An 8431-nucleotide genomic window follows, 5' to 3' on the forward strand; every position below is an offset into this window, starting at 1 on the left:
TCACTTCGATCACACGCTCGCTGCGCCGCGCCTCCGCGAGCCGCGAACCAGGCGCGTACCACGATGCGCTCGCGCGCATGGCCGCCGCCGAACTGCACGCACTCGGCGAGGAATATCTCGCACGTTCGGCCAAGCACCGCAAGCTCGGCCGCCAGTTGTTCATCGACAAGATGCCGAACAACTTCGCCCATGTCGGCCTGATCCAACTGATCCTGCCGAATGCGAAGATCGTCGATGCGCGCCGCAACCCGCTCGCCTGCGGCTGGTCATGCTTCCGTCAGCATTTCGCGCGCGGGCAGAATTTCGCCTACGACCTCGCCGACATAGGCCGCTACTACCGCGACTATGTCGAACTGATGCGGCACTTCGATTCCGTGCTGCCCGGCCGCGTGCATCGTGTGATCTACGAAAGCATGGTTGCCGATACCGAACGCGAAGTGCGCGCGCTGCTCGAATACTGCAATCTGCCGTTCGAGGACGGCGTGCTGCGCTTCTTCGAGAACGAGCGGCCCGTGCGTACGGCCAGTTCCGAACAGGTGCGCCAGCCGATCTACAGGGCCGGTATCGATCATTGGCAGCACTACGAGCCTTGGCTCGGTCCGTTGAAGGAGGCACTCGGAGACGCATTCGGAGAATTCGCACAGACAACAGACAAGAAGTAGCTAACCGGCGCGGCTGCGTGGGGACGCACCGCATGAAGAAGTCGCAACGTGGTATTTCATTGGGAGAATCCATCGTGACGAAAACCTTTCCCGGAATTCGAGCGCGCCGCCCCGGCCGTTCGGTTTTCATGCGCCTGCCGCTCGCTGCGGCGATCCACCTCGCCTGCCTCTCTGCCGCCTACGCGGCCGACGATGCCGATCAGGCGCCTCAGCAATCGAGCGCGCAGCAGCCGTCGGGCGAGAAGCCCACCGCTTCGCTCGGCGAAGTCACGGTGACCGCGCAGAAGCGCACCGAAAACGCTCAGGCCGTGGCGCTGTCCATCGACGTGCTCTCGACCGACAAGCTCAGCGAGATGAACGTCAACGGGCTGACCGACTACGTGAAGATGCTGCCGAGCGTATCCATTCAGAGCGCATCGCCCGGTTTCTCCCAGGTATTCATGCGCGGCGTTACCAGCGGCAGCGTCGGCAACAACGGTGTTGCGAATCACTCCGCCTCCATGCCGAGTGTCGGCATCTACCTCGACGAACAGCCGATCACGACGATCCAGGGTGCGCTCGACGTACACATCTACGATGTGCAGCGCGTCGAGGCACTGGCCGGTCCGCAAGGCACGCTGTACGGCGCGAGTTCGCAGTCGGGCACGATCCGCATCATCACGAACAAGCCTGATCCGAGCGCGTTCGCGGCGAGCGTCAGCACCGAGATCAACTCGATCTCGCATGGCACGATGGGTTACACGGTCGAGGGCTTCGTCAACGTGCCGTTGCGCGAGAATCTCGCGCTGCGCGTGGTTGGCTGGAACGAGCACGACGGCGGCTACATCGACAATGTGCTCGGCGCGCGCACCTACCCGACCTCGGGCATCACCGCAAGCAACGCGAGCCGCGTGCACGATGCCTACAACGAGTCCTGGCTCAAGGGCGCGCGCGCGGCGCTCAAGCTCGACCTCGCCGACGACTGGACGATCTCGCCGACGATCATGGGCCAGAGTCAGCACAACGGCGGCGTCTACTCGTTCGACCCGAAAATCGGCGATCTCAAGGTCAGCCACGGCTACCCGGAATGGCAGGAAGACCGCTGGGTGCAGAGCGCGCTGACCGTGCAGGGCAAGATCGGCAACTTCGATCTCGTCTATGCCTACTCGCACCTCAACCGCAGCGACTGGGTCGACCAGGATTACGCCGACTACGGATTCTGGTACGACACGCTGGTCGGCTACGGTTCTTATCTCAAGGACAACAACGGCAACTACATCAACCCGGGCCAGCATATCCACGGCGAAGACATCTACGCGAAATCGAGCCACGAACTGCGCATCGCATCGCCGAAGGATCAGCGTTTCCGTTTCGTCGGCGGATTCTTCGCCGAGCGCCAGTCGCACCGGATTTTCCAGAACTACCAGATCACTGGTCTCGCCGATGACACATCGGTCACCGGCTGGCCTGGCACCTTGTGGCTGACCAAGCAACATCGCGTCGACGAAGACTACGCCGTGTTCGGCGAGGCGAGTTACGACATCACCGACCAGCTCACTGCCACGCTCGGCGCGCGTTTCTTCCATACCGAGAACAGCTTGCGCGGATTCTTCGGCTTCGGTCCCGGCTACAGCTCATCGCAGGGCGAAGCGATCTGCTTCAGCGACTACAAGTTCGATGGCGCGCCATGCTCGGACGTCGACCAGACGACCAAGCAGAACGATCACGTCGGCAAAGCGAACCTCACTTACAAGTTCGACAGCGACAAGATGATCTATGCAACCTGGTCGGAAGGCTTCCGTCCCGGCGGCATCAACCGGCGCCCAGGTCTGCATCCGTACCAGGCCGACTTCCTGACCAACTACGAGTTCGGCTGGAAGACCGAATGGCTCGACCACCGCCTGCGCTGGAACGGCGCCGTGTTCCAGGAAAACTGGAAGGACTTCCAGTTCGCCATTCTCGGCGCGAACGGACTCACGGAAATCAAGAACGCCAACCAGGCGCGCATACGCGGCCTCGAAACGAACCTGACCTGGGCAGCGACCTACAATCTGACCTTGTCCGCGGGATTCACCTATTTGAATTCGGTGTTGACCTCGAACTACTGCGGACTAACCAAGGCCAACGGCGATCCGATCTCGAGCGCGAACTGCACCGATCCGTCGCTCCCCGACCTGGCACCGAGCGCCCCGCTCGCACCGGAAGGCACGCGCCTGCCTACAGCAGCTAAGCAGAAGGGCAATCTCAGCGCGCGTTACGTGTTCGACGCGCTCGGCGGCGAAGGTTATTTCCAGGCCGCCGGCTTCTTCGAAGGCCGGCGCCGCACGGATCTGCGCGTGGTGCAGAACAATCTGATCGGCGACATGCCGGGCTACGCCTCGCTTGACCTTTCCGCCGGACTGAAGAAGAACGCGTGGGTGTTCGACGTCTACATGAAGAACGCGTTCGACAGCCGCGGCGAAATCAACCGCTACACCGAGTGCGACATCTCGCACTGCGTGCAGCCAGTCGGCGACAAGAACTACGGCATCTTCGGCCAGTCCTACATCACGCCGATCCAGCCGCGCACGATCGGCTTCCGGGTGACGCGCAACTTCGACTGACCGCTCTCCAATGCGGTTGCGGGAAACGACGAACCGGGCGCAATGCCCGGTTCTTTTTTAGTCTTTTTATACCGCCCGGCGCCAGTAGCGACGCACGACCAGCGCGATGATCAGGCCGAAGACAAGGTGCATGCCGAATTCGATAACCCGCGGCAAGCTGATCGTGAGGTCGAAGGCCTTGCTTCCGAACGGCGCGTTCGACAGCGGCAGAACGACGAAATTCATCGTGCAGTAGATCGCGACACCGTAGGCGATGCCGCAGGCAACGGCGCGTTCGCGCAACACGCGCAGATATTTGCTGGCGAGAAAGAACCACCAGGCCGCGACGATCAAGATGAAGTAGTGCGCGACGAAGCCGACCGCAGCCGTGGTCCAGCCGCCGGTATACGCTTCCTTCCCGTAGATGCCGCTCGCGATCGACTGCATCACACGCTGCGGACTCGTGCCGAACCGAAAATACAGGATCGTGCAGGCATAAATCATGTCGAGCGTAGCAGCAGCAGCGCCCGCATCGAGCACGGTCCGCCATGCCGCGGGCGGTTCTCTGTCGGATCGGCCAGCACCGAGCGAGATTTCACGCAGGGTCGTGGTATTCATCATTTGCACTCCGTCAACGGCAAGCGCAGGACTTGTTCCATTTCACCGCCGTCCTCGTCCTGCACGAAGGCGACAACGGCGGCGTTCGGCAACGCCATGGCCGCGGGGATTTTCAACTCGGCCTGCGCCTCCGGCAAACGCAGCGGCCCGACGAAATCGCGCACGACCTGATCATGCTCGAGGCGGCGGCCCTTGTTCTCGCCGCCGCGTATCTCCTGTGCCAGCCGGTTCTCGGTCAGGGCGACGTAGAAACGCTTGTGCTCGGAATTTTCCGTCGTGACCGCCTGCAAGCGTACTTTGACGCTGTCGCCGGTCTGCGCGGATACACGCAGTGTGAGCGGTGCCTGCGCCGATGCATCCTGTGCCGCACCCGGCGCGTCGCCCCTCGGCCAGCTCTTCCACAACTGGCCATCGAGCCAGATCTGCGGCGTATATACCTGCGCTTTGGCGCGCTTCGCCTTTGCCTCCTGGCGCCGCGCCCAAGCCTGCTTCGCGTAGGGGTCGTGCCAAGCCGGCGAATCCCAGTAGTCGACATGGAATTCGAGCCCGACGAGGCCTTCCTTGTCGCGGATCGAACTCATCCATTGCTCGGCCGGCGGGCAGGAATTGCAGCCTTCGCTCGTGTACAGCTCGACCAGATGCGTGCGCGTCGCGCCGCTCTGCATCTCGCAGCTACCGGCATGCGCCGCAAGCGGGGCGAGCGCCGCCAGGCAGAGGATGAATCTTCGTGGTCTGTTCGCGGACATGGATCCTCGTTCGCTGTGGTTCGGTCGACGCCTCCCGATCCTCGCCAAATGCGCGGCGCGATGGGTTGCAGGAATTGCCGATCCGCATGGTTGTCGTTGGGCGAAAACAGTCGCATCGAGCGCAGTGCTCGCGCGCTGCCCCAGCGCGCAATTGCGGCAAAGCGATCGACCGCTCCTGGGCACATTTCCTTGCAACGAATTTGCAACGCTTGCGCGCATCGGCCAGCCCCGGCCGACAGACAGTTTTTTCGAGGAGATCAAGATGCCCCAACATGTGCTCAGCACAGCGATACGCCATGCCTTGCGCGCATGGCCGCTGGCCGGAACTTCGCTCGCCTGCCTCGTCGCCGTTCCGGCCGCGGCGCAGAACGCAGCGCCAGCCGACAATACCAAATCGCAGAACCTGGAAACCATCGTCGTCACCGGTTCGAACATCCGCCGCGTCGACATGGAAACCGCCAACCCGGTTCTCACCATCGACCACGCCGCGATCGAGAAGTCGGGCAAGGTCACGCTCGGCGACCTCATCCAGCAGTTGCCGGCCATGGCCGGCAATGCCATGAACCCCAACGTCAACAACGGCGGCGGTACCGGGCAGGCGGCCATCTCGCTGCGCGGCCTTGGCACCAACCGTTCGCTGCTGCTGATCAACGGCCATCGCATTCCGTTCCAGTTGCAGGATCTCAACATCATCCCCGCCTCGGCGGTCGAGCGCATCGAAGTGCTGCTCGACGGTTCTTCGGCCGTGTACGGTTCGGACGCGGTCGCCGGCGTGGTCAACATCATCACGCGCAGCAACTACCAGGGCGCCGAAATCGGCCTCGATTACGGCATCAGCGACCATGATGACGGCCAGCGCAAGGCCGTGCACGCCATGTTCGGCCAGTCGACCGACCGCGGCAGCATCCTGCTCGGCATCAACTACAACAAGACCGAAGCCGTGCTCGCCGCCAACCGTGCCTATTCGCACGATGCGCTGTACAAGTACAACACCGGCTATATCGTGCACGGCGGCTCCAGCCGTACGCCGAATGGCGCGATCAGTCTGCCGAAGAGCGTGATTGCCTCGCAATTCGGTGGATGCACGGGCATTCCAGGCAACGGCAACCGCGTGATCCGCAAGGACGGCGCCTCGGGTTCCTCGCTCAGCGACTACCGCTGCTACAACGGCCAGGCCGACGCGTTCAACTACCAGGCGGTCGGCAACTACGACCAGACCCCGAGCGAGCGCACCGGCCTGTTCGCACTCGGCAGCTACAAACTGACCGATCACATCGAAGCGTTCATGGAAGTGTTCCACAACAAGACCGTGTCGCGCACGCAGATCGCCCCGGTGCCGCTCGATGCGCTCCAGGACAACCTGTTCATCCCGACCAACCAGTACTACAACCCGTTCAAGAGCCTAGGCCAGGCATTCGGCAACGATCCCAATACCGTGGGCTTGGCGTACAACGAGTTCAAGACCCGTCTGACCAGCCTCGGCCCGCGCCAGACGAATTTCTCGACCACGCACGACCTCGGTACCGCCGGCCTCAAGGGCAGCTTCGCCGACACCAGCTGGACCTGGTTCGCCGACGCCAGCTACGGCAAGATCACCCAGCACGGCGAGAACGCGAACTACATCAACTACAGCAAGCTGACCTCGAACTTCGCCTGCACGCAGCTGTCGTGCAACCCGATCAACATCTTCAACATCTACGATCCGAACACGATCAAGCTGCTGCAGAGCGCGAAGACCAGCTACAACAACTCTCCGGCCAACTACCAGATGAAGTCGGCGGAAGCCGGCGTCAGCTCGAGCTCGTTGTTCGCCCTGCCGGCCGGTGACGTCGGTTTCGCGGGCGGCGTGTCGTACCGCAAGGAATATGTCGACAACAAGGCCGACGCCCAGTTGGTCAGCACGATCACGCGCGACGCCGCGGGCAACATCGCCTCGATCGCCTGCTCGGGCCCGAGTTCGATCTGTACCGCGAACACGCAAGGCGGCTACAACATCAAGGAAGCCTACGTCGAATTGCTCGTCCCGCTGCTCAAGGACATGCCGTTCGTGCACAGCCTCAACCTGACCCTGGGTGACCGCTACTCGAAGTACTCGAACTTCGGCAGCACCAACAACTGGAAGGCGGCGATCGAGTTCAAGCCGATCGAAGACCTGCTGCTGCGCGCCACCGTGTCGAAGGTGTTCCGCGCACCGTCGGTGACCGAGCTGTACGCCGGTCCGGCCGCCGACTCGGCCACGGCAACCGATCCCTGCGGACCGGCATCCGTGGCCAGCAACCCGGCCTGCCAGGGCTATGTGTTCGAGAACACCGGCACCAGCCAGACCAACGGCATCGTCAACGGTTCGGTCTATTCGAACGGCGCGTTCGGCACCAAGATCAACCTGCAGCCGGAACACGGCAAGTCGTTCGACTACGGCTTCGTCTACGATCCGAACTGGCTGCCGGGCTTCTCGGTCAGCGCCGACTACTATCGCATCGTGCTCGACAACCTGATCGTGTCCGGCGCCGGCATCGCGCAAACGATCCTGACCTCGTGCTACTACGGCGTCCAGGAGACGTGCCAGTTGATCACGCGCAACACGTCAGGCTCCAGCTACGGCCAGATCAAGTACATCTACGAGTCGTCGTTCAACGCCGGTACGCTGGTTACCTCAGGTGCCGATCTGAACCTGCGCTATCGCCTGCCGGAAACATCGTTCGGCAATTTCACCGCGAACTTCCAGACGACGTACATCCAGAAGTACGACATCACCACGGGCCTGAAACAGGGTTTCGCCGGCCACTTCGACCGTACCTACGGCAACCTCGTGCGCTGGCGCGCGCTGGCCGGGCTCGACTGGAGTTGGGGCAGCTTCAACGCGAACTGGACGGCGCGCTACATCGGTCGCGGTCGCATCGGCTACGCCTGCAATGGCGCGTCGGCGGCGGCGGGCGATGCAGCCGGTGCGGACGGTTGTTATCCGCATCCCGAGAACGCGATCCTGAAGTTCGGTTCGTACACCTACCACAACGTTTCGGTCGGCTACAACATCGAGCCGCTGAATACGACGATCCAGGTCGGTGTCGACAATATCGGCAACAAGCAACCGCCGATCCTGTACCAGGAGAACGTGGCCAACGCCAACACCGACGTGAACACCTACGACACGATCGGCCGCTATTTCTTCGGCAAGATCACGGTCAAGTTCTAAACGCTGCTTGCCCGGGTCGCGCTCGCGCAACCCGGGCTTTTACTGGAAGAGGTTTTCTCCAGCGCTGCCGCATCGATATGACCGGCGGCGCTTTCTTCAATTGCCGATCGCGCGCAACACCGTTGATGCGCCGCCGCCCCTGCGCAACGTACTTGCGGTCGTGCCGAAGCGCTGGCGGAACAGGCGCGAGAACGCACAACGATTTTCGAAACCGCAGGCGAGCGCGATCTCGCCGATCGCGAGCGGGCTCGTGCGCAGCAGGCGCTGCGCGCGCAGCAGGCGTTGGCGCACCAGGAATGCGTGCGGCGTCTCGTGGTATGCGGCATGGAAGGCGCGGATGAAATGCCATGGCGAGTAGCTCGCGATGCGCGCGAGCGCGGCATTGTCGAGATCGAGATGGCAGTTGCAGGCCAGATGCTCGCGTACACGCTGCAGGCGCAGGAACACGTGGCGCCGCTGCGCCCAGGTGCGACCGGGGCAGCGCGCGATCATCTCGTCGAAACGATTTTGCATGGCGCCGATCTCATCGAGCATGCCGTCCAGCGCAACCGCGTGATCGCCCTGCTGCACCGCGCGCACGAGGCTTGTCGCGCGGCGCAGCAGGGCACGGTCGACCTGATGCGTGGCCGGCAGCAGGCCGGAATCGCGCGT

At 62.8% G+C, this 8431-nt stretch carries 6 protein-coding genes; 3 read left to right on the forward strand and 3 right to left on the reverse strand.

The genetic code is table 11. The features are described 5' to 3' along the window. Together VF497_RS05795 and VF497_RS05800 are read left to right on the forward strand one after the other, a co-directional pair. Positions 1–662 (forward strand): sulfotransferase (locus VF497_RS05795; protein ID WP_330886680.1); only part of this gene is annotated, 662 nt, incomplete at its 5' end. Between the two features lie 128 nt (positions 663–790). Beyond that, on the forward strand, positions 791–3244 hold the full coding sequence (locus VF497_RS05800) for a TonB-dependent receptor (protein ID WP_414706845.1): 2454 nt from the start codon (positions 791–793) through the stop codon (positions 3242–3244). Positions 3245–3310: 66 nt separating this feature from the next. Here VF497_RS05800 and VF497_RS05805 read toward each other — a convergent pair whose 3' ends face one another. Together VF497_RS05805 and VF497_RS05810 are read right to left on the reverse strand one after the other, a co-directional pair. Then, entirely contained in the window at positions 3311–3841 is a 531-nt protein-coding gene (locus VF497_RS05805) for a hypothetical protein (RefSeq protein WP_330886682.1), read from the reverse strand. Continuing rightward, a complete protein-coding gene (locus VF497_RS05810) occupies positions 3841–4587 on the reverse strand; it encodes a DUF1223 domain-containing protein (protein ID WP_330886683.1) in 747 nt (248 codons plus the stop codon). Before VF497_RS05810 ends, VF497_RS05805 begins: the two co-directional genes overlap by 1 nt. A 262-nt stretch (positions 4588–4849) precedes the next feature. Between VF497_RS05810 and VF497_RS05815 the strand changes: the two genes are divergently transcribed. Continuing rightward, positions 4850–7780 (forward strand): TonB-dependent receptor domain-containing protein, encoded by a 2931-nt coding sequence (locus VF497_RS05815; protein ID WP_330886684.1) that lies wholly within the window; start codon positions 4850–4852, stop codon positions 7778–7780. Positions 7781–7876: 96 nt separating this feature from the next. Here the strand turns inward: VF497_RS05815 and VF497_RS05820 are convergent. Then, a partial coding sequence (locus VF497_RS05820; protein WP_330886685.1) for a helix-turn-helix domain-containing protein occupies positions 7877–8431 on the reverse strand: 555 nt, incomplete at its 5' end.

The organism is Rudaea sp., assembly GCF_036383415.1.
Classification (GTDB): domain Bacteria; phylum Pseudomonadota; class Gammaproteobacteria; order Xanthomonadales; family Rhodanobacteraceae; genus Rudaea.

What these genes read in the sequence shown, in the direction of transcription:
- VF497_RS05800 (WP_414706845.1), top strand. Translation starts at nt 791, where the DNA reads ATGCGCCTGCCGCTCGCTGCGGCGATCCACCTCGCCTGCCTCTCTGCC.
- VF497_RS05805 (WP_330886682.1), bottom strand. Translation starts at nt 3,841, where the DNA reads ATGAATACCACGACCCTGCGTGAAATCTCGCTCGGTGCTGGCCGATCC.
- VF497_RS05810 (WP_330886683.1), bottom strand. Translation starts at nt 4,587, where the DNA reads ATGTCCGCGAACAGACCACGAAGATTCATCCTCTGCCTGGCGGCGCTC.
- VF497_RS05815 (WP_330886684.1), top strand. Translation starts at nt 4,850, where the DNA reads ATGCCCCAACATGTGCTCAGCACAGCGATACGCCATGCCTTGCGCGCA.